Annotated in this window: 22 protein-coding genes; 12 read left to right on the top strand and 10 right to left on the bottom strand. The window is 66.8% G+C overall.

Going from position 1 to position 25,676, the window contains the following annotated elements; genetic code table 11:
* Nucleotides 1-138 precede the first annotated feature (138 nt).
* From phbB to AC1ME3_RS05630, 4 genes are all read right to left on the bottom strand, one after another.
* Complete coding sequence (gene phbB / locus AC1ME3_RS05645) at nt 139-861, bottom strand: acetoacetyl-CoA reductase (RefSeq protein WP_480955197.1); 723 nt, start codon at nt 859-861, stop codon at nt 139-141.
* 30 nt (nt 862-891) lie between these two features.
* Nucleotides 892-1,899: a ferrochelatase gene (hemH, locus tag AC1ME3_RS05640; RefSeq protein WP_480955196.1), complete on the bottom strand. Its 1,008-nt coding sequence runs from the start codon at nt 1,897-1,899 to the stop codon at nt 892-894.
* Complete coding sequence (locus tag AC1ME3_RS05635) at nt 1,896-4,082, bottom strand: xanthine dehydrogenase family protein molybdopterin-binding subunit (protein ID WP_480955195.1); 2,187 nt, start codon at nt 4,080-4,082, stop codon at nt 1,896-1,898. Before AC1ME3_RS05635 ends, hemH begins: the two co-directional genes overlap by 4 nt.
* A 157-nt stretch (nt 4,083-4,239) precedes the next feature.
* On the bottom strand, nt 4,240-5,928 hold the full coding sequence (locus AC1ME3_RS05630) for a class I adenylate-forming enzyme family protein (protein WP_480955194.1): 1,689 nt from the start codon (nt 5,926-5,928) through the stop codon (nt 4,240-4,242).
* 37 nt (nt 5,929-5,965) lie between these two features.
* Here AC1ME3_RS05630 and lgt point away from each other — a divergent pair, with 37 nt between their 5' ends.
* The 6 genes from lgt to AC1ME3_RS05600 all read left to right on the top strand — a co-directional run bounded on the left by lgt (nt 5,966) and on the right by AC1ME3_RS05600 (nt 11,597).
* Nucleotides 5,966-6,901, top strand: a complete 936-nt coding sequence (lgt, locus tag AC1ME3_RS05625; protein WP_480955193.1) for a prolipoprotein diacylglyceryl transferase — start codon at nt 5,966-5,968, stop codon at nt 6,899-6,901.
* 138 nt (nt 6,902-7,039) lie between these two features.
* Nucleotides 7,040-8,077: a class I SAM-dependent methyltransferase gene (locus tag AC1ME3_RS05620; RefSeq protein ID WP_480955192.1), complete on the top strand. Its 1,038-nt coding sequence runs from the start codon at nt 7,040-7,042 to the stop codon at nt 8,075-8,077.
* Nucleotides 8,074-8,586 (top strand): N-acetyltransferase family protein, encoded by a 513-nt coding sequence (locus tag AC1ME3_RS05615; protein ID WP_480955191.1) that lies wholly within the window; start codon nt 8,074-8,076, stop codon nt 8,584-8,586. Before AC1ME3_RS05620 ends, AC1ME3_RS05615 begins: the two co-directional genes overlap by 4 nt.
* Nucleotides 8,587-8,756: 170 nt before the next feature.
* Nucleotides 8,757-9,530 carry a peptidoglycan editing factor PgeF gene (gene pgeF, locus AC1ME3_RS05610; protein WP_480955190.1) on the top strand — a complete coding sequence of 258 codons (774 nt, stop codon included), beginning with the start codon at nt 8,757-8,759 and terminating at the stop codon, nt 9,528-9,530.
* Between the two features lie 77 nt (nt 9,531-9,607).
* A complete protein-coding gene (locus AC1ME3_RS05605) occupies nt 9,608-10,954 on the top strand; it encodes a cystathionine gamma-synthase family protein (protein WP_107954100.1) in 1,347 nt (448 codons plus the stop codon).
* A 124-nt stretch (nt 10,955-11,078) separates the two neighbouring features.
* Nucleotides 11,079-11,597 carry a phosphoribosyltransferase gene (locus tag AC1ME3_RS05600; protein ID WP_480955189.1) on the top strand — a complete coding sequence of 173 codons (519 nt, stop codon included), beginning with the start codon at nt 11,079-11,081 and terminating at the stop codon, nt 11,595-11,597.
* Between the two features lie 359 nt (nt 11,598-11,956).
* Here the strand turns inward: AC1ME3_RS05600 and AC1ME3_RS05595 are convergent, their stop codons facing one another.
* The gene (locus AC1ME3_RS05595; RefSeq protein WP_056487390.1) at nt 11,957-12,352 is read right to left on the bottom strand and encodes a glycine zipper 2TM domain-containing protein; all 396 of its coding nucleotides are present in this window, start codon (nt 12,350-12,352) and stop codon (nt 11,957-11,959) included.
* Between the two features lie 156 nt (nt 12,353-12,508).
* On the opposite strand from AC1ME3_RS05595, the gene AC1ME3_RS05590 reads away from it, so the two are divergent.
* Nucleotides 12,509-13,534, top strand: coding sequence for an esterase-like activity of phytase family protein (locus AC1ME3_RS05590; protein ID WP_480955188.1), 1,026 nt, complete (start codon nt 12,509-12,511; stop codon nt 13,532-13,534).
* Between the two features lie 71 nt (nt 13,535-13,605).
* On the opposite strand, the gene rpmB is transcribed toward AC1ME3_RS05590, so the two are convergent.
* On the bottom strand, nt 13,606-13,905 hold the full coding sequence (rpmB, locus tag AC1ME3_RS05585) for a 50S ribosomal protein L28 (RefSeq protein WP_056053386.1): 300 nt from the start codon (nt 13,903-13,905) through the stop codon (nt 13,606-13,608).
* 182 nt (nt 13,906-14,087) lie between these two features.
* Between rpmB and AC1ME3_RS05580 the strand changes: the two genes are divergently transcribed.
* Nucleotides 14,088-14,306 carry a hypothetical protein gene (locus AC1ME3_RS05580; protein WP_056487387.1) on the top strand — a complete coding sequence of 73 codons (219 nt, stop codon included), beginning with the start codon at nt 14,088-14,090 and terminating at the stop codon, nt 14,304-14,306.
* 60 nt (nt 14,307-14,366) lie between these two features.
* Nucleotides 14,367-14,795, top strand: coding sequence for a nucleoside deaminase (locus AC1ME3_RS05575; protein WP_480955769.1), 429 nt, complete (start codon nt 14,367-14,369; stop codon nt 14,793-14,795).
* 257 nt (nt 14,796-15,052) lie between these two features.
* On the opposite strand, the gene pepN is transcribed toward AC1ME3_RS05575, so the two are convergent.
* Nucleotides 15,053-17,641, bottom strand: coding sequence for an aminopeptidase N (pepN, locus tag AC1ME3_RS05570; RefSeq protein WP_480955768.1), 2,589 nt, complete (start codon nt 17,639-17,641; stop codon nt 15,053-15,055).
* Between the two features lie 279 nt (nt 17,642-17,920).
* On the opposite strand from pepN, the gene AC1ME3_RS05565 reads away from it, so the two are divergent.
* Nucleotides 17,921-19,642, top strand: coding sequence for a M28 family metallopeptidase (locus AC1ME3_RS05565; RefSeq protein ID WP_480955187.1), 1,722 nt, complete (start codon nt 17,921-17,923; stop codon nt 19,640-19,642).
* Complete coding sequence (locus tag AC1ME3_RS05560; protein WP_480955186.1) at nt 19,639-20,475, top strand: Rossmann-fold NAD(P)-binding domain-containing protein; 837 nt, start codon at nt 19,639-19,641, stop codon at nt 20,473-20,475. The genes AC1ME3_RS05565 and AC1ME3_RS05560 overlap by 4 nt, the downstream gene beginning before the upstream one ends.
* Here AC1ME3_RS05560 and AC1ME3_RS05555 read toward each other — a convergent pair.
* From AC1ME3_RS05555 to AC1ME3_RS05545, 3 genes are all read right to left on the bottom strand, one after another.
* Entirely contained in the window at nt 20,388-21,311 is a 924-nt protein-coding gene (locus tag AC1ME3_RS05555) for a DMT family transporter (protein WP_192977118.1), read from the bottom strand. The genes AC1ME3_RS05560 and AC1ME3_RS05555 overlap by 88 nt on opposite strands.
* A complete protein-coding gene (locus AC1ME3_RS05550; protein ID WP_480955185.1) occupies nt 21,308-22,309 on the bottom strand; it encodes a threonine aldolase family protein in 1,002 nt (333 codons plus the stop codon). The genes AC1ME3_RS05555 and AC1ME3_RS05550 overlap by 4 nt, the downstream gene beginning before the upstream one ends.
* 251 nt (nt 22,310-22,560) lie before the next feature.
* A complete protein-coding gene (locus tag AC1ME3_RS05545; RefSeq protein ID WP_480955184.1) occupies nt 22,561-24,714 on the bottom strand; it encodes a transglycosylase domain-containing protein in 2,154 nt (717 codons plus the stop codon).
* 202 nt (nt 24,715-24,916) lie between these two features.
* Between AC1ME3_RS05545 and AC1ME3_RS05540 the strand changes: the two genes are divergently transcribed.
* Entirely contained in the window at nt 24,917-25,540 is a 624-nt protein-coding gene (locus AC1ME3_RS05540; RefSeq protein WP_192238527.1) for an NADPH-dependent FMN reductase, read from the top strand.
* Nucleotides 25,541-25,676 lie beyond the last annotated feature (136 nt).

The following is a 25,676-nucleotide window of genomic DNA, read 5'->3' as shown; positions in this document are numbered from 1 at the left end:
CCGGTAGACATCTACTCAGCGCCGCCGGCAAAGCCGCCGTCGGACGGGTTCGGCCTAGCCGACCCGCCGGCCGTGCCGGGCGCTGCCCGCTCGCTTCGCTTGCCGGCATCGGCGCGGACGTTGCCGCACCTGCGCCCGTCAGTACATGTGCTGACCGCCATTGATGCTCAACGTCGAGCCGGTGACGAACCCGCCCTCCTCCGAACACAGGAACGCCACGCCGCGCGCGATCTCGGTAGCTTGGCCAAGGCGCCCGACTGGGATCTTCGCCACGATCTTCTCCAGCACGTCGGCCGGCACCGCCGCCACCATGTCCGTATCGATATACCCCGGCGCGATCGCGTTGACCGTTACGCCCGCACGTGCGCCCTCCTGCGCCAAGGCTTTCGTAAAGCCGTGGATGCCCGACTTGGCCGCAGCATAGTTCACCTGGCCGTACTGCCCGGCCTGGCCGTTGATCGAGCCGATGTTGACGATCCGCCCCCATTTGCGCGTGCGCATGCCGGGGAAGACGGCCTTGGCCATGTTGAAACAGCCGCCGAGATTGGTGTCCATCACCTCTTTCCAATCCTGGTACGTCATCTTCAGGATGGTGCCGTCGCGGGTAATGCCGGCGTTGTTCACGACGATGTCGACGTCGCCCAGATCGGCGGCGACCTGCGCGCAGCCGGCCTGGCACGCATCAAAGTCGGCGACGTCCCACTTGTACGCCTTGATCCCGGTGCGCTCGGTGAACTCGCGCGCGCGGTCGTCGTTGCCAGCATAGGTGGCAGCGACGGTCAGGCCCATGTCCTGCAATGCGAGACTGATCGCTTCGCCGATTCCGCGCGTACCACCGGTTACAATTGCGACGCGTGCCATCAGTCTCTCTCCTCAGTGTTTTGCCGAAGGCTAGCCAGCCCGCACCCATCCTTCAAGCTCGCGCGCCAAAATGCTGCGCAACATTTCCACGCCGACGGGGCTGTCGTTGAGGCAGGGGAGATAGGCGAAGTGCGTCCCGCCAGCCTCTTCGAAGCTCTCGCGCCCGCGGATCGACAGTTCCTCCAGCGTCTCCAGGCAATCGGCGGAGAAGCCCGGCGCGAAGATCGCGACCTTGGTCTTGCCCGCCTTGGCGAGCGCGACGAGCGTCTCGTCGGTCGCCGGCCCCAGCCACTTCTGCGGCCCGAACCGCGACTGGAAGGCGATCGTCAGCTCGCGCCCCATGCGCTCGCCGAGCAACCGCGAGGTCTTCTGGCAGTGGCAGTGATACGGATCGCCCTGCTGCAACGTCCGCTTCGGCATCCCGTGAAAGCTGGCCACGATCGCGTCGGGCGTGAAATCGAGCGCGGAAAGCCCCTCCTCGAGCGAGTCCTTCAGCGCGTCGATGTAGAGCGTGTCGTCGTAATAAGGTGGCAGCGTGCGGATAGCTGGCTGCCAACGAAGCCCCGCCAGATGCTTGAACGCCTTGTCGTTCGCGGTCGCGGTCGTTGCTGCGCAATATTGCGGGTAGAGCGGCGCGAGCAGGATGCGTTCGCAGCCCGCCGCCTTCATCGCCGTCAGCCGGTCCGAAATCGACGGATTGCCGTAGCGCATCGCCCAGTCGACGAGCACTTCCGGCCCGAACGAATCCTTCAGCGCGGCTGCCTGCAACCGTGTGATTGCGGCTAGCGGCGAGCCGTCCTCGCGCCAGACCTGCGAATAGGCGTGCGCGGACTTTTTCGGGCGGGTGTTGAGGATGATGCCGCGGAGGATCGGCTGCCAAGCGATCTGCGGGATCTCGACGACACGCGAATCGGACAGGAACTCGCCGAGATAGCGCTTCACCGATTTCGCATCGGGGCCATCGGGCGTGCCGAGGTTCATCAGCAACACGCCGATCTTGGGTTTCGGAATCGGGGGATGATCGGGGGGCAGGGTCATGGCGCTGGTCTTAAAGGCAAATTGCGGATGCGGAAGCCCGTTGACGCATAGAGTGCGTTGGCGATCGCGGGCGCGACTGCGGGGACGCCGAGTTCGCCGACGCCGCCGGGGGCTTCGTCGCTGCGGATGACCTCGACGGTGATGTCGGGCGTGTCGGCAAGGTGGGGCAGGGCGATCGTGTCGAACCCGCGCGCGTCGGCGAGGCCGCGGGTGAAGCCGGTCGAGGCGCCGAGTGCGGACGCCATGCCGAAGATCAGCCCGCCCTCGATCTGCTGGCGGACGATGTCGGGATTGATCTGCGCACCGCAATCGACCGCGGCGACGAGGCGGTCGACCACCGGGCGCTGGTCGGGGCCCATATGCGCCTCCGCCATGACGGCGATGTAGCTGCCGCGGAAGGCGTGCGCTGCAATCCCCTGGCCGCTGCCGGCGACGCCTCCGTCCCAGCCGCCGAGCGCCGCGGCGGTCGAGAGGCAGCGTGCGAGTCGCGGTTCGCCGCCGAGCATGGCGATGCGGAACGACATCGGTTCGGACTGCGCGGTGCGCGCGAGTTCGTCGAGGAAGCATTCGGTGAAGAATGCGGTGTAGCCATGCGCGCCGCCGCGGAGGTTGCCGGTCGGGATGCCGATCTCGGCGGGGTGGTGTTTAATCGCATAGGCGGGGATGCGATAGATGGGCGTCGCGCCCGCGACGGCGTAGCGGTCGCCTTTGACGCCGATCAGTGCGGCTTCGGTCGCGAGGCCCGGCATCATCCGGCGTGCCATCTCGGCGCCGGTGGAGGGGGCTGCGATGTTCGCGCTCCAGCCCATGATTGCGCCGTTGGGGGCGAGCCGCGCGGCCATTCTTGCGACTGCGGGTGGGCGGTAGTGATCGTGGAGCGAATCTTCCCCGCGCGACCAGACGAGACTGACCGGGCGGCGGAGCTTGACCGCGAGCACCGCGGCCTGCTCGGCGACGTCGTGCTCCAGCGCAGCGCCGAACGATCCGCCGATCAGCATCGGATGGACGACGACGGCGTCTTCGCTGAGGCTCGCCGCGCGCGCTGCTGCCGATCGTGCGAGCCCCGGCGCTTGAGTCGCGAGCCAGAGTTCGAGGCGGCCGTTCGATAAGGAGGCGGTCGCGCTGCGGGTCTCGATCGCTGCGTGCAGGCCCAGGCCAGCGCGGTAGGTTGCGGTGACGAGCTTGGCGCCTTGGAACGTCGCCGCGACGTCGCCTGCCGACGCCATCTGCGTGCCGGGACGGGCTAGCGCGGCGTCGAGTGCTGCGTCGATCGACCTGGTATCGGGGAGCGGGGCGTCGTTCTCGAATCGCGGGGAGAGCGCGTCGAGCGCCTTTTGCGCGGCCCACCCCGTCGTCGCGACGGCCGCGACCCAGCGCGGGTTCTCGACCACCGACAGCACGCCGCGGATTCGCTCGGCGGCAGCGCGGTCGACCCTAGTCAGGCGACCGCCGACGGGGCCCTGGCGGATCGCGGCGTGGACCATGTCGGCGAGGCGGACGTCGCCCGCAAAATTGGCCGAGCCGTCGACTTTCGACGGCGTGTCGAGGCGGGGGACGGATTTGCCGACCAGCTTGCCTGCACCCTGGATGCCGAGCGGGAGGGGATCGGGGAGGGTGAACTTCGCGGCCTCCTCGGCGAGTTCGGCGAAGCGGATGCGCTTGGTTTGGTAGGTGCAGAAGCCTGCGTCGACGTTGACCTGGGTCCAGTCGGCGTCCCAGCGCTTGGCCGCCGCCATGCAGAGCAGCGCGCGGGCGCCCGCACCAGCCTCGCGACAGGCTTGCTCGAACATCCGGATCGAGCTCGATCCGCCGGTCAGCATCGGTGGTTGCGGGGTGCCTTGCGGGAGGCGGTCGAACAGGCCTTCGAACACGTCGTGCACACCGATTGGGTTGGCGTAGAGCGGATTGAGCGGGGCGGGCTCGACGCCGATCGTGCGCCAGTCCGCGCCGAGCTCGTCCGCGACGATCTGGGGGAGGGTCGTGTAGACGCCCTGGCCGTGTTCGACCTGCGGGACGGCAACGGTGACGTGGCCGTCGGTGCCGATCTTGAGCCACGCGCCGAACGGGGTTTCGCCGGGGTTGGCGACGAGGTTGGGGGCGTAGGTTCGTGGCCACAGACCCCAGGCGACGACGAGTCCGATCCCCGCGCCGCCGCCGACTAAAATCTCACGCCTGCTGATCATGAGGTGGCTCTAATCCTTCTCCCCCACGGGGAGAAGGTGACGCGGTAGCGTCGGATGAGGGGAGTGGGTCTCCGGGGCCGTGCCGGGAGTCTCACGCCCCTCTCCCTTCCGTCGCCAAGCGGCTCCTCCCTCCCTCTCCCCGGAGGGGCGAGGGACTTTAGGTCAGGGCTCTATACGTGGCTTTCAGCGTCACCTTGTCGATCTTCTCCGTTCCGAGCCTCGGCAGCGGCTCTTCCGAAATCCAGATGCGCTGCGGTGTCTTGAACGCGGCGATGTGTTGGTGGAGGAACGCGGTCAGGTCGTCCGGGGTCAGCGTCTCGCCGTCCTGCGGGACCACCACTGCGCCCGGCACTTCGCCGAAGCGCTCGTCCGCCAGCCCGAACACGGCGGCCTCCGCGACCGCCGGATGTTCGTACAGTGCGGCCTCGACCTCCTGGCACGAGATGTTCTCGCCGCCGCGGATGATGATGTCCTTCTTGCGATCGACGATGAACAGATAGCCGTCCTCGTCGAGGTAACCGATGTCGCCGGTGCGGAAATAGCCGTCGGACGTGAACGCCGCGGCGGTCGCGTCGGGGCGGTTCCAGTATTCCTTGAAGTTGCAGATCGAGCGGATGCAGACCTCGCCGCGCTGGCCCTGGTCGACCGGGTGGCCGGCATCGTCGAGGATCGCGAGGTCGACCAATGGCGCGCCGGGGCGGCCGGCGGAATTGGGCTTGGCGAGGTAATTGCCGCGCCAGTTGCCGGTGCCGACCGCGTTGGTCTCGGTCAGGCCGTAGCCGATCAGCGGCGCGCTTCCGCCCATTTCCTCGTCGATGCGGCGGACGTGATCGACCGGGCGGGGTGCGCCCCCCGCGGCGAAATCGGTGACGGTCGACAGGTCGTACTTCGCGCGATCCGGATGGTTGAGAATCTCGAAGCTCATCAGCGGCACGCCGACGAAATAGGTGACGCCTTCCGCCTCGATCAGCCGCATTGCCTCGCCTGCATCCCATTTCGGCATCAGCACCAGTTTGCGCCCCATCGCGAAGCTCTGGAGGAACACGGGCACCTCCCCGGTGATGTGGAACAGCGGGATCGTCAGCAGCGTGACCGGCTGGCCGACCGGCGGATTGCCTTGCGCGGTGGCGATCCCGACCATCATCATCGCCTGGCCGAGATAATTGAAGATGCCCTGAACGACCGCACGGTGTTCGGAGAGCGCGCCCTTCGACTGGCCGGTCGAACCGCTCGTGAACAGGATCGTCGCGTGATCCTCGGGTCCGAGCAGCGGCAGGTCGGCGGTGTGATCGTCTTTCGCGAACACGGCTCCAAGCGCGGCGTCGAGCTCGCGCGAATCGTCGATCTCGACCACCGGCGCGCGTAGGCCGGCGATTTGCGCGAGCCGCTTCACCCGCGGCGGATCGGCGAACACGAGCGCGCAGTCGACTTCGCCGATCGCGGTCTCCAGTTCCTCCGCCTGCCACCAGCCGTTGAGCAACGTCGCGACGCCGCCGGCCATGATGATGCCCATGTACAGCACGATCCACGACGGTGAATTGCGCATCGCGATGCCGACTCGGTCACCCTTGGCGATGCCGTAGCCACCGACAAGCGCCCGCGCGGTGCGCTCGGCGGCGGCGTAGACCTCGCCGAAGGTCAGCCGTTCATTGCCCGAGACGAGGAAGACGGCGTCGCGGTGCTCGTTGGCATAGTGTGCGAAATAATAGCTGAGCGCGGGCGGGGCGGCGGCGATCGTCGGCAGCGTGACGCCGAACCGCTCGACCGATCCGAGCGCGAGCATCCCGTCGGGCGCGGTCAGCGCGGCCATCGTCGAATCCATAGCTAGGTCTAGCTCGGTCCGCATATCGCTCTCCTACTTGGTCTTATCGTTATCGGTCTTTATGCAGGGGCGAACGCGTGGGGAAAAGCCTTTGATCCTGTCGACCATAACCGCCGCTGCGGGTGCCGTAGCGCCTGCCGTCGGCAGTCACATCCGCTTCGAGGATCTGGGGCTGCACCCCGATGTCTTCTCGATCGGCTTCTTCACGCTCCGCTGGTATAGCCTCGCCTATATCGGTGGGATCCTGCTCGGCTGGTGGTATCTGCTCAAGCTGCTGGCCCAGCCCGGCGCACCGATGGCGCGGCGGCATGCCGACGACCTGGTGTTCTACGCGACGCTCGGCATCATCCTCGGCGGGCGGCTCGGGTACGTGATCTTCTACGCGCCCGAGATGTTCCTGCATCCCTTGCGTATCTTCCGGCTGTGGGACGGCGGCATGTCGTTCCACGGCGGGGTGATCGGCACGTCGATCGGGCTGATCCTGTTTGCGCGGAAGCACCAGCTCAACTGGTTGCGCGTACACGATTATATCGCGTGCTGCGTACCGTTCGGGCTGTTCTTCGGACGGCTGGCGAACTTCGTGAATGGCGAGCTGTGGGGCAAGCCGACCGACGTCGCGTGGGGCATCATCTTCGAGCGCACCGTGCCGTTCGGGATGGTCGAGCCGGCGCGGCATCCGAGCCAGCTTTACGAGGCGGGGCTGGAGGGCGTGCTGCTGTTCGCGTTGCTCTGGTTCGCGTTCTGGAAGACCAAGGCGCGCTATGATCCGGGCAAGCTCGTCGGTCTGTTCGTGCTGGGCTACGGCCTCGCGCGGTTTACCGTCGAGTTCTTCCGCGAGCCGGATTCGCAGCTGCGGGCGTTTGCCGAGCATACCGGGCTGCACATGGGGCAGTGGCTGTGTGTGCCGATGATTGTCGGTGGCGCGTATCTGGTGGCGACGTCGGCGAAGCGACGCGTGCGCGTGGAGTCGATCGCGGGGACGGCGAGCGTCGCTTAAGCTAAGTTTTTGATTGGAAGCACCACCCCGGCGGAGGCCGGGGCCCAAGTGGAATGTCCATAGTGACGTGCGTTGCGCGTCGTTACATCGACCTTTCCAATTGGGCCCCGGCCTCCGCCGGGGTGGTAGAGATTTAAGATGACTGACACCGCCCTCCCCGAACGTCTCGCCCGCGCGATTGCGCTCGCGGGTCCGATCCCCGTTGCGCAGTATATGGCGGCGGCGAACGCGCACTATTATGCGACGCGCGATCCGTTGGGGGCGGGGGGCGACTTCACCACTGCGCCCGAGATCAGCCAGATGTTCGGCGAGCTTGTCGGGCTGTGGTGTACGGATCTGTGGGATCGCGCGGGGCGCCCCGAGGTGGCTTGGGTCGAACTTGGACCGGGCCGCGGGACGCTGGCCGCCGATGCCGCGCGGGCGATGGCGAAGGCCGGGCTCGAGCCGCCGGTACATTTCGTCGAGACCAGCCCGGCGTTGAGAAAAGCTCAAGCCGAGCGTGTGCCCGCTGCGACGTGGCACGACTCGATCGATTCGCTGCCGACCGATCGTCCGCTGATCGTCGTCGCCAACGAGTTCTTCGACGCGCTGCCGATCCGGCAGTTGGTGAAGCGCGAGCAGTGGCACGAACGGCTCGTCGCGGCGCAGGACCTGCTGTTCCTGCCGATCGCCGGCAAGCCGCTTCCGGATGCCGTCATCCCCGAGCCGTTCCGCGACGCGCCCGCAGGCTCGATCCTCGAAACCTCGCCTGCTGCCGTGACGATCATCCGCGGTCTCGCCAAGCGACTCGCCGCGCAGGGCGGTGCGCTGATTGCGGTCGACTATGGCTATGAGGGGCCCGCGCTCGGCGACACGTTGCAGGCGGTGCGCGGGCATGCGTTCGCCAATCCGTTCGAGGCGCCCGGCGAGCATGACCTGACCGCGCATGTCGACTTCACCACGCTGGCCGCTGCGGCGCAGACCGAGGGCGCGGTCGCGTGGGGGCCGGTGACGCAGCGCGACCTGCTCGGTGCGCTCGGCATCGATTCGCGGACATCGGCACTCGCCAAGGCGTCGCCTGCGCGGGCGGAGGCATTGGCAGCGGATCGAAGGCGGTTGATGGACGATATGGGTACGCTTTTCAAAGCGCTGGCGATCACCGCGCCGTCCTGGCCGACCCCCGCGGCGTTTGCATGATCGCCTATCGCGATGCGGTGCCCGCCGACGGTGCAGAACTCGCTGCGATGGCGAAGCGGTCGTTCACCGACACGTTCGGTACACTGTATCGGCCCGAAGACCTCGCCGCGTTCCTCGAACAGACGTTCGGCGAGAAGGGGCTGCCGGCGCAGCTGTCCGATCCCGCCTTCACGGTGCGTGTCGCGGTGGACGAGGCGGGTGAGATCGTCGGATTTGCGAAGATCGGCCCGGTGGCGTTTCCTGGCGATTGGCCTGCAACGGCGATCGAACTTCACCAGCTTTATGTGCGCGGCGACCAACATGGTGCGGGTGTCGGCCCGGCGTTGATGGATTGGGCGATCGATGTCGCGCGCGCCGAGGGGCGGACGGAGATGATCCTCAGCGTGTATGTGGATAACCACCGGGCGCACCGGTTCTATCAGCGGTACGGCTTCGTCGAGATCGGGCGGTATGTGTTCATGGTGGGCGAGCAGCCTGATGATGACCGGATCATGCGGCTTGTGCTGTGATGCTTGATGCCTCCAGAGATATCGTAGCGAAAGGCCACCACCCCGGCGGAGGCCGGGGCCCAGTTGGAAAGGTCTTGGTAACGGCGCGATGCCTGCTGTTAGCAACGTCACCCAACTGGGCCCCGGCCTCCGCCGGGGTGGGGGCTGTGTTTGATGTTGGGTGACCTAAAATGACCATCGACCTCCTCCGCGCGAAGGCGCTTGGCAACATTCCGCATGGCTTTCTCGGCCGGCGTGGTGGCGTCTCGACCGGCGCGTATGCGAGCCTCAATGTCGGCATCGGGTCCGACGACGACCCCGCCGCCATCGCCGAGAACCGTCGTCGTGCGACCGAAGCCGTCCTGCCTGGCGCGAGACTCGTCGGTCTCTACCAGGTCCATTCCGCCGACGCGGTCACCGTGATCGAGCCGTTCGACGACGCGATCCGTCCGCATGCCGATGCGCTGGTCACCAACCGTCCCGGCCTGGCGCTCGGCATCCTTACCGCGGACTGCGCGCCCGTGCTGTTCGCTGACCGCGAGGCCGGTGTCGTCGCGGCGGCGCATGCCGGGTGGAAAGGCGCGCTCGGGGGCGTCACCGATTCCACGATCCTCGCGATGGAGGCGATCGGTGCGCACCGCGACCGGATCGTCGCCGCGGTCGGGCCGTGCATCGCGCGCGCCAGCTATGAGGTCGACGACGGCTTCATCCGCCGGTTCTGCGAGGCCGATCCGGAGAACGAACGCTTCTTCGCGGACGGTCGCGCCGTCGAGAACAGGGGCGATCATTACCAGTTCGACCTGGAGGCCTATGTCGTCAGCCGTCTCGCGGTCGCCGGGATCGGCCGGATCGAGGCGCTCGGGCTCGACACTTACGCCGATGACGATCGCTTCTTCAGCTATCGGCGCGCGACCCATCGCGGCGAGCCCTCCTATGGGCGTCAGATCAGCATCATTGGCCTATAGCGGGTCCCAAATCCCGCATCGCTCGTTTAGGCTCCGCACATCGGCCCGCATAAGACGGGCCACGCAGGAGCATATTGATGTCCGATACCCCCGAAAACGCCGGCGCCGTACCCGCTGAGACAGAAGCGGACCTGACCGGTGTAGCGGCGCGCGTCGCGCCGAAGCCCGAGGTCGAGAAGATCGGCGGGCGCAAGTTGAAGCCGTCGACGCTGATGATGGGCCACGGTTACGACCCCGCGCTGTCGGAAGGCTCGCTGAAGCCGCCGATCTTCCTCACCTCGACGTTCGTGTTCCCCAACGCGGCGGCGGGCAAGCGCCACTTCGAAGGCGTTACGGGCAAGCGTCCGGGCGGGGCCGAGGGCCTCGTCTATTCGCGCTTCAACGGGCCGAACCAGGAGATTCTCGAGGATCGCCTTGGCGTCTGGGAAGAGGCGGAGGATGCGCTCGCCTTCTCGTCGGGCATGTCGGCGATCGCGACGCTGTTCCTCGCGATGGTCAAGCCGGGCGACACGATCGTCCATTCGGGGCCGTTGTACGCCGCGACCGAGACGCTGATCGGCCGCGTGCTCGGCAAGTTCGGGGTCAAGTGGCTCGACTTTCCGGCGGGTGCGACTCGTGAAGAGATCGACGCCGTGATGACCGAGGCGGCGACCGGTAACGTCGCGCTTATCTATCTGGAAAGCCCCGCGAACCCGACCAACGCGCTGGTCGACGTCGAGGCGGTCGCGGCCAGCCGCGATGCGATCTTCAAGGGTGAGAAGCCACCGATCGCGATCGACAACACCTTCCTCGGGCCGCTGTGGTTCCAGCCGCTCAAGCATGGCGCAGATATCGTGGTGTACTCGCTGACGAAGTATGTCGGCGGGCATTCGGATCTCGTCGCCGGCGGCGTGCTCGGCACCAAGGAGCACATCAACACGATTCGGACGATGCGGAACACGATCGGGACGATCACCGATCCGAATACCGCGTGGATGTTGCTGCGCTCGCTGGAGACGCTGGAACTGCGGATGAGCCGCGCGGGCGAGAATGCCGCGAAGGTCTGCGCTTTTCTCCGTCACCATCCGAAGGTGGAGCGGGTCGCATATCTGGGTTTCCTCGAGGACGAGCCGGGCATGGAGCGTCAGGCGGACATCTATCGTCGCCATTGCACCGGCGGCGGTTCGACCTTCTCGCTGTATCTCAAGGGAGGCGAGCGCGAGAGCTTTGCGTTCCTCGATGCGCTGAAGATTGCCAAGCTGGCGGTGTCGCTGGGGGGGACCGAGACGTTGGCTAGCCATCCTGCGGGGATGACGCATCTGTCTGTGCCGGATGCGCGCAAGCAGGCGCTGGGGATCACGGACAATCTTGTCCGTATCTCGATCGGGGTCGAGGATCCGGACGATCTGATCGCCGATTTCGAGCAGGCGCTGGATACGATCTGACGTTAAAACTTGTTCTCCCGCGAAGGCGGGAGCCCAGTCTGGGTCCCCGCCTTCGCGGGGAAACAAGATGGCGATGTGGCGGGTTTTGGGTGAAGTCTTCGCCCTGACCCGTTAGCATCCGGAAATGCCGATCTTTACCCCTATCCCGCAGCACGAGTTTGTCGCGGCCGTACACATCCTCGCCGCCAAGCTGGTCGAGGATACAGCGTGGAAACCCAATTATATCATCGGCATCGGCCGGGGCGGGCTCGTGCCGGCGGTTTTCCTCAGCCATGCGATCGGGCTGCCGACTCTGTCGGTCGATTATTCGAGCCAAGTGAAGGACTTTGCCGACGAACCGCTGGTGAAGCTCGCTGCGCGGACGCGGGAGGGCGAGCGGTTGCTGTTCGTCGACGATATCAATGATTCGGGGCGGACGATCACGCATCTGCGGCACGCGCTGGCGGCGGCGGGGGCTGTCGAGGGCTCGGTGCGGTTTGCGATGCTGATCGATAACGTCAGTTCGGCGGAGCGGATCGAGTATTGTGCGCGGACGATCGACCGAGCTGTGACGAAGGATTGGTTCGTGTTTCCTTGGGAAGCGGTGGCGCCCGATGCGGCAATTGCCGAGGATGCGGCGGAAGTGCCTGAGCGGATCTCCTGACTGGCCGCCCACTTACATCTGATCCACGCATTACCGTCATCCTGACGAAAGTCAGGACCCAGGGTAACCGAACCCCGTCGATCGTGGCTCTGGATACTGACTTTCGCCGGGATGACGGAGCAGGGGAGGCGGCGCTATCACTATCTATGGTGCCGGATTCAGACGAACAAAGGGCCGGCTCCCGTACGGGAAGCCGGCCCTCGCCCTCGATACGCTACGCGAGGGAACTGGGAAACTGGTGGGACTCGAACGGGCGCGACGTCGGCAAAGCCGTCGTCGGTCGGGTCAGGCTGAGCCTGCCCGCCGTCCGTGCCGACGGTTGCTCGCTTTCGCGAGCACCGGCCCGGGCGTTGCCGGGCTTACCGCCGGCAATACCCGGGGTTATCCGACTTATCGATCGCGTTGCCCGCGAGGCCACCACCGGCTGCACCGAGGACTGCGCCTAGCGTCCGGTCACCACGACCGGCGATGGTGTGACCGAGCAGGCCGCCGGCGAGGGCGCCGATGATCGTGCCGCCGGTGTTGTCGCACCCGCGACGGCTGCGGTAGTTGTAGCGGCGGTCGTTGCCGCGATACTCGCGGTAGTCGCCGCGGTAGCCGCGATCGTAGCCACCGTCGCGGTAGCCGCCACCCTGGTAGCCATCGTAGCCACGCTCGTAGCGCGAGCCCCAGCGCTGCGCATCGGCGGCGGCGGGAACGAGGGCGGTCGCACCCAATGCGAGGGCACTGGCGGCGAGTGTAAAAGTCTTGAACATCGTGCGTCTCCCGTTGGGGATTTCGGCGGCGGCGGGGGCCGTGCTTCCATCCTCGATGAGACGCTTATGAGTGATTCGCATTGAGCTAAGCCTGAATGCCTCCGTTATCCGCTGTTCATGCTTCCGCGGATCGCCGGACACCCTATGAGGGACGCGATGCGGCGCCTGATCACTGTCCTGTTCGTCGCCGTGAGCGTCTGCGCGATCGTGCCGACCTGGTCGGGCGAAGCGCGGCTCGACCTGCTCGGCAAACGGGCGCAGCTGACCGCGACGCGCGTGGTGCTCGATCGCACCGACCCGCGGCATGTCCGCGTCGGCGGGCTGACGTATCTGGGCGGAGTGGCGCTCGACAGTCGCGATCCGGCGTTCGGGGGATTCTCGTCGCTCGACGTTGCGCCAGCGCCGACCGGCAATCGGTTCACACTACTGAGCGACGGCGGCAATATCGTCCAGTTCGACATGGGCGCCGACTGGCTCCCGCACCGGGTCGTGTTCGAGAACCTGCCTGCGGGTCCCGGCATTGGCTGGGAGAAACGCGACCGCGACAGCGAATCGATGGCGATCGATCCGGCGACCGGCAGGATCTGGGTCGGCTTCGAAGATGACAACTCGATCTGGCGCTATGCTGCGGGGTTCGCGCGGTACGAGGCGCGGGTGATGCCGGAGGCCATGCGGAAATGGCCGTCGAATGGCGGGCCCGAATCGATGGCGCGGCTGCCCGATGGGCGATTCGTCGTGATCAGCGAGGAGGCGCATGTGCGTCGGCCGGACTGGGCCGGGTCGGACGAGGAACGGTTGCACACGCGGCAGGCGCTGATCTTCGCGGGCGATCCGACCGGGACGGGGGTACCTGAGCGATTCGCGTACGAACCGTTCGGGCGATACGATCCGTCGGACGTCACTGCGTTGCCGAATGGCGACCTGCTCGTGCTCGATCGTGGTTTTCGGCTGCCGTTCACGTTCTCGGCGCGGATATCACGGGTCGCCGCGCGCGACGTCGCGGTGGGGCGAATCGCACGCGGCCGGCTGATCGCGACGATCGACGCGCCGCTGATCCATGATAATTTCGAGGGGATCGACACGACGGTCGAGAACGGTGCGACGATCGTGTGGATCGTGTCGGACGACAACCAGATGTTTCTCCAGCGCACGCTGCTGCTGAAGTTCCGGCTGGATCGCTAGCCTTACTAACGCCGACGGCCCGCCCTGCTAGGTGCAGGGCGGGCCGCGGTGATCGCAATACGACGTCGCTGTTAGGCGGCGACGGCCGATGCTGCGATCTTCTTGACGACTTCGCGCTTCAGGCGACGAACGCGGAGCGACAGCTTGTCGTCCGAGACCTTCACCAGCCAGTTGTCGAGGCCACCGTTATGCTCGACGGTACGCAGGCCGTGCGTCGAGACGCGCAGCTTAACGCCCTTCTCGAGCGAATCGGAAAGCAGCGTGACGTTCTGTAAGTTCGGGAGGAACGTGCGCTTGGTCTTGTTGTTGGCGTGGGAGACGTTGTTCCCGACCATCCGGCCCTTGCCGGTCAGTTCGCAGATGCGCGACATGTGATTACCTATTCAAGTGTCGGGAGGAACCCCGGAAAGGCGCGCGGATAGCTGGCACGCCGGCTTTCGTCAACCGATTCACGTCGAACGTGCCTGCGGTTGTCCGCAATGGGCATTGTGCAACCCACGGCGATCGACGACGTTGTTACGCTATCGAACTGTTCAATAAAAGGGGATGTCCCATGCGTACGCTCTTGTCTCTCGTCGCGATCGTCGTGCTGGTCGTGGTCGGCCTGATGTATTTCGGGATCATCAACATCGACCAGACCCGCCAGGGCGTCGTTCAGGCGCCGAAGTTCCAGGCCGACGTCGCCAAGGTCACGCTCGGCACCGAGAACAAGACCGTGGCGGTGCCGACGATCAATGTCGAGAAGCCGGGCAACAGCCAGGCGCCGAACTGACCTTTACGCGGGGGAGCTTGCGGGGCAGGGCCTGAGGCCATGTTCCCCGTTCCCGACCCTATGCGCCGCGCGCTCGACGCGGCACGCGATGCGGCGCTGGCTGGGGAAGTCCCGGTCGGCGCCGTTATCGTTAAGGACGGGGTGATTATCGCGACTGGGGCGAATGCGCCGCGGGCGTTGTGCGATCCGACTGCGCATGCCGAGATCCAGGCGATTCGCGCTGCTGCTCTGGTTTTGGGGAGCGACCGGCTCGAGGGATGCGATCTCTGGGTGACGCTGGAACCGTGTGCGATGTGTGCCGGGGCGATCGCGCATGCCCGGATCGCGCGGCTCTATTATGGGGCGGCGGATGTTAAGGGCGGTGCGGTGGAGCATGGGCCGCGGTTTTTCGGGCAGCCGACGTGTCATCATCGGCCTGAAGTCTATGCGGGGATTGCCGAAACCGAGGCTGCGGGGATTTTACGCGAGTTCTTCGCCACGCGCAGGTAAGATTCCGAATTGGGCGCGCCCCTACATACTTCCGTTCGCCCTGAGCGCAGTCGAAGGGCATGCCCCAAGAGAGGGTGCTTCGACTTCGCTCAGCACGAACGGGTGAGGGGGTGATCGCGTGATCCTCCCCCGCAAGGGGGAGGTGGCGCCGAAGGCGACGGAGGGGGAGGACGCCGCAACAGCGGTAATCGCTTTCCTCCCCCTCCGTCTGGCAAGTGCCAGACACCTCCCCCTGGCGGGGGAGGATCAGATCCGGTTCAGCCCTCCAGACTCTTCGACGCCTGCTCGAACACATCCTTCGACAGTCCCGGCGTCCGCACGATCCGCTCCAGTTCCGCGCGCATCAACCCTGCGCGCGCCGCGTCGAACCGGCGCCAGCGGCCGAGCGGCGGCAGGAGTTTCGCCGCGGTCTGCGGGTTGAGGCGGTCCAGCGCGATCAGCTGGTCCGCGAGGAACCGGTATCCACTCCCATCGGCGTTATTGAACGCCCGCTGGTTCGCGCCGAACGCGCCGATCAGCGCGCGCGCGCGGTTGGGGTTGGTCAGCGTGAAGTCAGCATGCTCGGCCAGCCCCGCGACGATCGCACCGGTATCGCCGCGCGACGACTGCGCCTGCGCCTGGAACCACTTGTCGAGCACCAGCGGGTTGTCGCAATATTGACTGTAGAAGATGTCGAGCGCGGTCGTGCGGATCTCCGACTCGCTGCTGACCAGCGTCGTCAGCGCACCCATCCGGTCGGTCATGTTGTCCGCCGAATCGAACTGCGCGAATGCGAGGTCCGCCGCATCCGCCGCACCGCTTGCCGCTATATAGCCGAGTGCGACGGTTCGCAGGCGACGCAGGCCCTTGCCCTCAGGCGTATAGGCGTAGGGCTGGCCCTCCCCGCGCGCGTACGCCTGCCGCCATCGCGCATCCAGCCGCGCGCCGAGATCGCGGCGCAGCGCTTCGCGGGCGCGGAAGATCGCGTCGGGATCGACAACGTCCATCTGGTCGCCGATGAAGCTTTCCGACGGCAGCAACACCGCCTCCGCGACGAACGCCAGATCGAGATCGGTATTGGCGAGTGTGTTCGCGACCGCGGCGATGACGCCCTCGTGATCCGCATGCCCGCCCGCCGAGGCGACCAGCGTGTCGAGCATCAACTGCTGCATCGCCTCGTAGCGCGCGAACGGATCGTCGTCGTACGCGCTGAGGAAGGCGAGATCGGCGGCGGTGCGGTCGCTCTCGACCACTACCGGGGCAGAGAAGCCGCGGTTGATCGACAGCACCGGGCGTTCGGCCAGACCTTCGAAATCGATCGTGTCGAGTGTGTCGTCGAACAGGACGAGGCGTTCGTCGGTCAGCGCCGCACCCGACTCGGCACCGAACAACTTCACGCGCAACGGCAGCACCATCGGCGACTTCACCGGCTGGCCGGGCGTCGCGGGTACCTGCTGCGCGAGCCGCAACGTGGCGCGGTCGCCGTCATGCGACAGGCTAGCCGAAACGCGCGGCGTTCCCGCCTGCGAATACCAGAGGCGGAACTGGGTGAGGTCGACCTTGCCGCCTTCCTCCATCGAGGTGACGAAATCCTCACAGGTCGCCGCCGTCCCGTCGTAGCGGTCGAAATACAGGTCGGTGCCCGCACGGAAACCCTCGGGTCCGAGGATCGCGGCCATCATCCGAATCAGTTCGGCGCCCTTGTTGTAGATCGTCGCGGTGTAGAAGTTCGAGATCTCCTGATACGATTCAGGCCGTACCGGATGCGCGAGTGGGCCCGAATCCTCGGGAAATTGCGAGGCGCGCAGGCCGCGGACGTCCTCGATCCGCTTGACCGCGCGCGAACCCTGGTCGGCGGAGAAGCCCTGGTCGCGGTAAACCGTGAAGCCTTCCTTCAGCGACAGCTGGAACCAGTCTCGGCAGGTGATCCGGTTGCCCGACCAGTTGTGGAAATATTCGTGCGCGACGACCGCGGCGATCGCGTCGTAATCGTAGTCGGTCGCGGTATCCGGGTCGGCCAGGATATAGCGCGAGTTGAAGATGTTGAGGCCCTTGTTCTCCATCGCGCCGAAGTTGAAATCGTCGACTGCGACGATGTTGAACACGTCGAGATCATACTCGCGGCCATAGGTCGTCTCGTCCCACGCCATCGCGAGTTCGAGCGCTTTCAACGCGTGGTCGGTCTTGGGCAGGTCGGCCTCGCGCACCCAGATGCCGAGCGACACCTCGCGGCCCGACATCGTCGTGAAGCTGCTGCGGTTTACCGCGAGGTCGCCGGCGACCAGCGCGAACAGGTAGGAGGGCTTGGGGAACGGGTCGTGCCAGGTCGCCCAGTGGCGGCCGTCGTCCGAGGCGCCCTGTTCGACCGGGTCGCCGTTCGCGAGCAGCACCGGGAAGTGCTTCTTGTCGGCGGTCATCTTGACCGAATAAACGCTGAGCACGTCGGGGCGGTCGGGGAAATAAGTGATGCGGCGGAAGCCTTCTGCCTCGCACTGGGTGCAGAGATTGCCGCCCGATGCGTAGAGCCCCATCAACTGCGTGTTGCGATCGGGGGCGATCTCGACCTGCGTCTCGACGACGTGCGCGGCGCCGGTGAGCGGGATGACGAGCTGTTCGCCGTCGATCCGCCAGTCGTTGATCGCGACGCCGTCGACCATGACCGAGAGCGGCTTCTGGCCCGCGCCGTCGAGCCGCAGCGGTGCGGCGTGATCGCCGTTGCGCGTGACCGACAATGTTGCCGTTACGCGGGTGGTGGAGGGATCGAGGTCGAACGCCAGTTTCGTCTCGGGGACCAGCCACTCGGGCGGGGTATAATCCTCGCGGCGAATGACGAGCGGGTTGGCGAGACTGTTCTGGATATCGAGCATATGCTTGCGAATATAGGGCCGTGGCTCCCTACCGCCAGCCAAAGCTTGGGGCCCGTCCGGTTCGATCACTTGCACCTCCCCGGCGAACGCCGGGGTCCAGTTGGAGAGGTTGTAGTAACGGAACGCAGCCTGCGTCAGCACCGTTTCCCAACTGGACCCCGGCCTCCGCCGGGGTGGTACTTCTCTGCGGAGAAGGTCTTTGCTCCATGCCCCAAAGCTTGCGCGGGTGACGGTGGATGCTACGCCGCTGCAACACGTTCCCTTTGCAAGGATTTCCGGATGTATCGTCCTATCGGCGCGCTCGCGGTGCTCGCGCTTTCTAGCTCTGCCCTTGCTCAGACCGCGCCCCAAGCTGCCCCCGCGCCGGCTCCGGTGACCGCGCCGAATATTGCCGAGTTGAACGCGAAGCTCGCCGCGCCGCTGCCGGCGGATCAGGCGGCGATGAAGGCGCATGTGCTGTTTCTCGCGTCGGATGCGATGAAGGGTCGCGAGGCTGGCAGTCCCGAGTTCGACATCGCCGCGCAATATGTCGCCGCGCAATTCTATGCGGCGGGGCTTCGTCCCGGTGGCGATCAGGGCGGGTATCTCCAGACCGTGCCGCTCGTGTCTTACAAGGCGGCGAGCAAGGGCGATTTTGTCTGGACCGGTCGCGGGCCTGTGCAGCCGCTCGTGTTCGGTGAGGATTATGTGCCCGCCGCGAACGGCGCGAAGGCGGAGACCAGCGTTTCAGCACCGGTGGTGTTCGTCGGCTACGGCATCGACGCGCCGCAATATGGCCAGGACGATTACAAGGGCGTCGATGTGCGCGGCAAGATCGTCGCGTATTTCGGCGGCTCGCCCGCGCGGTTCGGCGGCGAGGAGCGCGCGTTCTTCGGGTCGGGCGGGACCAAGGCGGCGATCGCGCAGGCCAAGGGCGCGGTCGGCGTGATCACGCTGGAGAGCCCGCGCTCGGCCAAGGTGCGGACCTTCGGCAAGATGGCTGAGTTCTACGCGACGCCGCGGATGACGTGGGCGAACCCCGACGGCACCGGCAAGGTCGATGCGCCTAGCGCGCCGTCGCTCGGGACGGTCAGCATGGTCGGCGCGGCCAAGCTGTTCGCGGGTGCGAAGACGCCGTGGAGCCGGATCGTCAAGCAGGCGGACCGCGACAATGCCAAGTTCAAGGCGGTGCCGCTGGTCGGCATGCTCACCGTCGCGACCAAGACGAACTTTGTGCCCGCTGCCAGCAGCAACGTCGTCGGCATTATCCCCGGCAGCGATCCGGTGGTCGGCAAGGAGGTCGTCGTGCTGTCGGCGCATCTCGATCACATCGGCATCACCAAGCCCGTCGCCTCTGATAAAAAGGGGGGCGACGCGCTCAACAACGGCGCGCTCGACAATGCGATCGGCATCGCCAGCCTGATCGAGGAGGCCAAGCGCTTCACGGCCAGCGGGCAGGGGCCCAAGCGTACGATCATGTTCCTCGCGGTCACCGGCGAGGAGAAGGGGCTGGTCGGCAGCGATTACTTCACCAATCACCCGACCGTGCCGCTGACCTCGATCGTCGCGGACGTGAACCTCGACATGCCGATCCTCACCTACAAGTTCGAGGACATGGTGGTGTTCGGTGCCGAGCGTTCCACCATCGGTCCGATCGTCCAGAAGGCGGTGGCGGCGATCGGCGTCGGCCTGTCGCCCGATCCGATGCCGGAGGAGGGCATCTTCGTCCGCTCGGATCATTTCCGCTTCGTCCAGAAGGGGATCCCGTCGGTATTCCTGTGGCCGGGTCAGAAGGGGCCGGGCAAGGCGGCGGTCGCGTATTTCATGGCGAACAATTATCACAAGCCGTCGGACGATTTGACGCAGCCGATCCTGTGGGATCAGGGCGTGCGGTTCGTCGATGCGAACTACCGGATCGCGCGCGAGATCGCGGATGGGGCGCAGCGGCCGGTATGGAATGCGGGCGACTATTTCGGGACGTTGTACAAGGGGCCGATGGCCGGCGCGGCGGTGGCGCCATGAGCCGGCTGCTGGTCTTCGGTCTCGGCTACACCGCGTCGCGGCTGGCCGAGCGGCTCGCGGCGGACGGCTGGCATGTCGTCGGCACGACGCGGGACGGGCGGGGTGATACGCTCCGGTTCGACGATGTGGACGCGGTGACGGCGGAGATCGCGGCGGCAACGCACATCCTGTCGTCGGTGCCGCCCGAGCATGAGGCGGACCCGGTGCTCGGGCGCTACGGTTCGCTGTTGCTGCGGACACGCGCTTGGCTCGGGTATCTGTCGTCGACGGGCGTTTACGGCGATGCGCAAGGCGCGTGGGTGGACGAAACGGCGCCGATCGGTGGCGGTCGTCGGAGCGCACGGGCAGCGGCAGATGCGGACTGGCTGGCCATTGGCGCGCGGACGTTCCGGTTGCCGGGGATCTATGGTCCGGGACGCTCGCCGCTCGACCGGGTGCGGCAGGGCAAGGCGCACCGGATCGAGCAACCCGGCCAGGTGTTCAGCCGCGCGCATGTCGACGATATCGTCTCGGGCGTGATCGCCGGGTTCGATGCGCCGGCGGGGGCGTATAATCTGGCGGACGACGTGCCTGCGTCGCAGAACGACGTGGTGGCGTTCGCGGCGATGTTGCTCGGGATGCCCGCGCCGCCGTTCGTGACGCTCGAGGAACTCTCGGCGATGGGGCGCGGATTTTATAACGAGAACCGGCGGGTGGCGAACGGCAAGGCCAAGCGGGTGCTCGGCTGGACGCCCGCCTGGCCCGACTACCGCGCGGGTCTGCGTGCGCTGAGTGCGATGACTAGTCCGATGCCCGACAGGATCGCGCCGGCGACGGCCAGCGTCGACCAGTGATAGCGCTCGAAGATCGTCGATAGCAGCATCGCGATCACCGGCACAATGACGCCCGAATAGGCCGCCTTGGCCGGACCGATCGCGCGGATGACGTTGAAATACAGCGGGAAGGCGAGCGCCGACGCGAACACGCCGAGATAGAGGATGCCCGCGACATAGCCGAAGCGCGGCTCGAAGACCGGCGGTCCGGTGGTGATCCAGGCGAACGCCGCATCGAGGCACGCGCCGATCAGCATCGCCATCGCGAGCGTCGGTGCCATCGGATAGCGCTTGGCGAACGCGCTGCCCTGGATGACGTTGGCGACCGACGCGGCCATCACGCCGCACAAGGTCAGGACGATGCCGATCGTCGCCGAGCGTGGCCCGTGCGGATCGACCCGCGCCTCGTTGACGAACAGCAACGCGACCCCCGCCATCGCGACCGCGCACCCGACCATCAGCTGCCGCCCAAGGCGTTGCTTGAGGAAGATGCGGCCGAAGATCGCGTTGGGGACGAGCAGGAGGGCGAACACGACCGCGACGAGCCCCGAGGTCACGTAATGCTCGGCGCGGTAGACGAAGTTGAAGTTGAACGTGAACAGCGCGATGCCGATCACGGCCGCGAACGCGTAGCCGCGGGCGTCGAACTTGAAGCTCTCGCGCTTGATGGAGGCGTAGATCGCCATTGCGATGCCGGCGACGAGGAAGCGGTAGCTGATCGACCAGCTCGGCGGCACCACCGCGATCTGGTCGCGGATGACGAGCCAGGTCGAGCCCCAGATCAGCGTGACGATGCCGAACGGAATCAGTACGGCCGCACGGGTCGACTGTGGTGGGTCGGTTGGGCCGGGGGTCATAACTCCCGGATCGCGTCGGCGAGCAGCCCTACCGCGTCCACCGGGCTGTCCCATGCGGCGACGAGGCGAATCTCGCCCGCCGCCCAGTCGTAGAAGTCGAAGCCTTTTGCGCGAAGGGCTGCGGCTTCATCCGGCGTCGCGCGGAGGAAGACCTCGTTTGCCTCGACCGGGTGGACGAGGCGGTTGCCGGCCGCGGCGGCGAGCTTGGCGGCGCCGTCGTTCGCGGCTTTAGCGTTGGCGAGCCAGAGGTCGTCGTCGAGCATGGCCAAGATCTGCGCGGCGAGGTAGCGGCCCTTCGACAGGAGCAGGCCCGCGCGCTTGCGGCGGTATTGCGTGACGGCGGCGAGGTCGGGCTTGAAGAAGACCAGCGCCTCCGCGCTCATCGCGCCGTTCTTGACGAAGCCGAAGCTGAGCGCATCGACGCCCGCGCGCCACGTCATGTCAGCGGGGGAGCAGCCGACGCGTGCCATCGCGTTGGCGAAGCGCGCGCCGTCCATGTGGAAGCCTAGCCCGCGCTCCTTTGCCAGCGCGCCGATCGCAGCAACTTCGTGCGGTTGGTAGACGCGGCCATATTCGGTGGCGTTGGTGATCGAGATCGCGTGCGGCTGGACGCGGTGGACGTCGTCGGGGATCGCGTCGAGGACGGTGCGGATCGTGTCGGGGGTCAGCTTTGCGCCGTCGCCGTCGGCGAGGAACAGCTTGGCGCCGTGCGTGTAGAATTCGGGCGCGCCGCCCTCGTCGTTCTGGATGTGCGCGTCGCGGTGACAGACGATGCCGCCGTGCGGGGGGCAGAGCGCGGCCAGTGCGAGGCAGTTGGCGGCGGTGCCGGTTGGTACCCAGAGGACTGCGACGTCGGTCTCGAACAGCGCGGACAAGCGGCCGTCGAGCTGCTGGCTCCAGGCGTCGCCGGCATAGGCGGTGTCGAGCGTGTCGGCGGCGGCGATCGAGGCCATGACCTGCGGGTGGATCGTGGCGGCATTGTCGGAGAAGAAGCGCATGAGTGAGACATGCTGCGATGCGGTGGTGGCGTCAACGGGGGTGCACTTGCTGGGGTGCAGATCCCCGCTTCTACTCTTCCACCCCGGCGAAGGCCGGGGCCCAAGTGGGGGCGGTAGGTGGCGAAGGCTGCGCGTCGTTACCACGACCTTTCCAATTGGGCCCCGGCCTCCGCCGGGGTGGTGCCTAATAGCCGAGGGTGGTGCCTAATCTCTGAAGTGGTGCTGAGTGACGGATGGTGCCGATCAGGGTTCTACTGCCCCTCGTCGGGCCCTTGTTCTTCCTCCGGGGGCCGGCGATCGTCGCGAGGTGGCGGGCCTTCCTGGCGGTCGCGGCGGGAGGGGCCAACCGAGATGGTGCCGTCCTCGCCCATCTTCAGGTTGAAGCCCATCCCCTCGATCTCCCCGCCTAGCGGCAGGATCGAATTGTCCTGATCGTCCGCCGGCAGCGCGTCCGGATCGACTTCCTCGACCACCGGAGCCGGCGCGGCGATCGGGGCGATGCCCAGCGCGCTCTGCATGAAGTCGCGCCAGATCCGTGCGGGGATGCCGCCGCCCGACAGGCCGGGGTTCGACGAATTGTCGTCGTTGCCGACCCACACGCCGACCACCAGATCGCGCGCGAAGCCGACGAACAGCGCGTCCTTGTTGTCCGACGTCGTACCGGTCTTGCCGAACGCGTCGACCGTCAGGTTCGCGCCGCGCCCGGTGCCGGTGCGGATCGAGGCCGCCAGCAGGTCGAGCATCTCGTCGTGGATCTTCGACGGCATCTCGGTCGCGCCACCTGTGAGCGACTGGTACCAGCCCTTCTCGCGCACGTCGGCGAGGCCGCGCGGCTGGACCGGATATTGCTCGCGCGCGATCGCGGCATAGGCGGCGGTGAGTTCAAGCAGCGACACGGTCGAGGTGCCGAGGCCGATCGTCGCCTCATTCGGGATCGGCGTCGAGATGCCGAGGTCGCGTGCCGCCTTGATCACCGCCTTGACGCCGACTTGTTGCGTCAGCCGCGCGGCGGCGACGTTGGACGAGCGCGCGAACGCTTGGCGCAGCGTGATCGTCCCCTGGTAGCGGCCGTCGCTGTTCTTCGGGGTCCAGTCGCCGATCGTCACCGGGCGGTCCTCGATCGTCGAATCGGGGGTGAGGCCTTGGCGCATCGCGGCGAGGTAGACGAACAGCTTGAAGGTCGAGCCGGGCTGACGGCGGGCCTGCGTCGCGCGGTTGAACGGGCTTTTCGCGTAGTTCTTGCCGCCGATCATCGCGACGACGCGACCATCGGGGCGCATCGCCACCAGCGCGACCTGCGCCTGACGCAATCCCGCGCGCGCGATGGTGCGTTCGGCGGCGCGTTGTAACCGTGGATCGAGCGTGGTCTGGACGGTTGCCTCGGTCTTGATCTCGCCCGCCTGGTCGCGCGCTTCGGGGAGGATCCAGTCGGCGAAATAGGTGCCGTTGGGGAGCTGCGACGGGCGGCTGCCGAGCACGCGCTGTGGCTGGACCGCGTCGCCCTCCGCCTTGGTGAGGAAGCCCGCGTCGACCATCGCGCCGACCACGACGGCCTCACGCTTGCGCGCGCCTTCGAGGTTCGAGGTGGGAGCGAGACGCGATGGTGCCTTCACCAGCCCGGCGAGCATTGCCGCCTGGCCAACGTTGAGCTTGTCGGGGGTGCGGCCGAAATAATGCTTGGCGGCCGCGCTGATCCCGTAGGTGTTGTCGCCGAAATAGACGTTCGAGAGATAGCGCGAGAGGATCTCGTTCTTCGACAGCCACGCCTCGAGCCAGAAGGCGATCATCGCCTCGCGGATTTTGCGCGTCGCGGTGCGGTCCGAATCGAGGAAGGCGTTCTTCGCGAGCTGTTGCGTGATCGTCGAGCCGCCCTGGCGGACGCCGCCCGAGCCCATGTTCGCCCAGGCCGCACGCGCGATGCCGCGCGGATCGACGCCCCAGTGCGAATAGAAGCGCCGGTCCTCGATCGCGAGAAACGCCTGCGTGACGTGCGGCGGGAGCTTCGAGGCATCGACCGACTTGCCGATGATCGCGCCGCGCCGCGCGATCGGCGTGCCGTCGTCCGCGGTCAGCGTGATCGAGGGCGGGGTCGGCGGCTGAAGCGACTTCGACAGCGGCGCGGTGATCGCCAGCCAGATGATCGCGATCACCAGCAGGACGATGCCGATGCCGAAGCCGCGCAGGATCCAGCGACCGATCGGACGCTTGCGTCGCGGCGCGCTGGGGGTGGCGTAGGCCGCGCCGAAGTCCCGACCATAGGGCTCCGGGTCGCTGCCGTCCCGCTCGGCCTCGTATTTCTGGCGCAGGCGTTCGCGCTCGGTGATCAGCTGCTCGCGCTCATAGGCGTAGGGCTCGCGGTCGCCGCTGGAGCTGGAACGGTTGGGGTCGAAGGGATCGGGGCGCATCGGTCGTTCCAGCGGGTCGGCCAAGCGGCGGACGTCAGGTGTATTATCGTTCTATGACAGCTCGGGCAAGTCTGTGCTTGCGCCGTCCGTTCCTACGCATGCTTAACGTGTACAGGGGCTTAGCGACAGCGGCACGACGGCTGCGCGACGAGAACCGACCGAAGCTGTTGTCATCGCGCGACGAAACGGGAAAGAGCATCGCATGACGTTCGAACAGGATAAAACCGTGGCCGCTTCCGACACTCCCCCCGCCGTTCAGCCGCTGGTCGTCGGCATCGGCGGCACGATCGGCGGCGTCTCGTCGACCGAGCGTGCGCTGCGGATCGCGCTCGATGCGGTTGAGAAGCAGGGCTATCGTACGCAGATGTTCGGCGGGGCCGACATGGCGCGGCTGCCGCTCTACGATCCGAAGGCGACGACGCGGACGCCCGACGAGCAGGCGTTCGTCGCGGCGGTGCGCGAGGCATCGGCGGTGATCATCGCGAGCCCCGGCTATCACGGGAGCATTTCCGGCGTGGTGAAGAACGCGCTCGACTTGCTGGAGGAAACGGCGCGCGATCCCGAGCGGCCGTATCTGGCGGACATGCCGGTCGGACTGATCGCCACGGCGTACGGCTGGCAGGCGACGGGGAGCACGATCGCGGCGTTGCGCTCGATCGTCCATGCGTTGCGCGGGTGGCCGACGCCGTTTGCCGCCGCGATCAATACGCAGGTGACGAAGTTCGACGATGAGGGCGGGGCGAGCGATCCTGCGGTGCTCGAGCAGTTGCGGCTGGTCGGGCGACAGGTCGCGCGGTTCGCGCCGTTGTCCGAGCCGGCGAACTAGGGCGCTGCAATCCTCCCGCGCCAGGGGGAGGTGTCGCCGTAGGTGACGGAGGGGGAGGAACACGCAACGACCGTTGCCCTTTCCTCCCCCTCCGTCTGGCAAGCGCCAGCCACCTCCCCCTGGCGGGGGAGGATTA

It is taken from the genome of Sphingomonas sp. BL2 (genome assembly GCF_056680015.1).
This window is presented reverse-complemented; position numbering and strand designations above follow the sequence as displayed.